This is a genomic window from Kitasatospora sp. NPDC001159 (assembly GCF_053598235.1).
Genome location: NZ_JBSFJV010000305.1, coordinates 1 through 1042, shown reverse-complemented (window position 1 = coordinate 1042; position 1042 = coordinate 1). Strand labels below are relative to the sequence as shown.

Annotated in this window: 1 protein-coding gene; it reads left to right on the top strand. The window is 70.5% G+C overall.

Annotated features, from left to right (window positions below; genetic code table 11):
* Positions 1-127: 127 nt before the first annotated feature.
* Positions 128-1042, top strand: a 915-nt coding sequence (locus ACWC9T_RS42050) for a transposase (RefSeq protein WP_449826280.1), incomplete at its 3' end; no start/stop codon positions are given.

Genomic DNA, 1042 nt, shown 5'->3' with positions numbered 1-1042 from the left:
AGCTTGGCGTTTAACCTCGCAGGTCACCCGACCTGCTGATCTGCGGTTCTTCCCGCGACAGCGGAGGCGGCCGTTCTCCACGCTTCGAGATGTCGAGTCACGAAGCACGAGAGAACGGCCGCTGCCTATGAGTCTCCCAGTCGATGCGTCCGAAAGCGCGGCATTGGACGTCTTGTCCCGCTTTCGGGTCGAGTTCTACGACTGCCTTTACGCCCGCCAGGACGCGCTCTTCGAGCTCACCGATGCGGTGCTGTGTACGGACGGGCCGGTGAAGACGCTGGTCGAACTGTCGCTGGCCCTCGAGCACCGGCGCGGGCACGGAGCCCTGTACGCCGCGCTGGACCGGGGCTGGTGCGAGCCCGCCCGCCTGCGCCGTACCCTGGCCGGCCTGCCGCTGCCCCGCGCGGCCGACGGGCGGGTCGTACTGGCCGTCGACGTGAGCAACTGGCTCCGGCCCGACGCCCCCACCAGCGACGACCGGCTGTTCTGCCACGTCTACGGGCGCGGGGACCGCAGCAAGGACCAGTTCGTTCCCGGCTGGCCGTACTCCTTCGTCGCGGCCCTGGAGACCGGCCGGACCTCCTGGACCGCGCTGCTGGACGCCGTGCGCCTCGGACAGGCGGACGACGCGACCGCCGTCACCGCCGACCAACTCCGCGACGTGGTAACCAGGTTGATACAGGCCGGGCAATGGCACGATGGCGACCCTGAGATCTGGGTCGTCATGGACTCCGGCTACGACGTCGCCTACCTCTCCCATGTGCTGGCGGACCTGCCGGTCGTGCTGGTCGGGAGACTGCGCTCGGACCGCGTGATGCTCCGCGATGCCGGGCCTGCCCGCTCCGGCCCGAAGGGCGGCCGGCCTCGCAAGCACGGCGGCGTCCTGTCCTTCGCCCGGCCCGACAGCTGGCACGAACCCGAGGTCACCACGGTCACCGACACCACCCGCTACGGCAAGGCCGAGGCGATGGCCTGGGACCGGATGCACCCCCGGCTCACCCACCGCGGCCCCTGGCTGGACCTGGCCGAGGATGAACTGCCG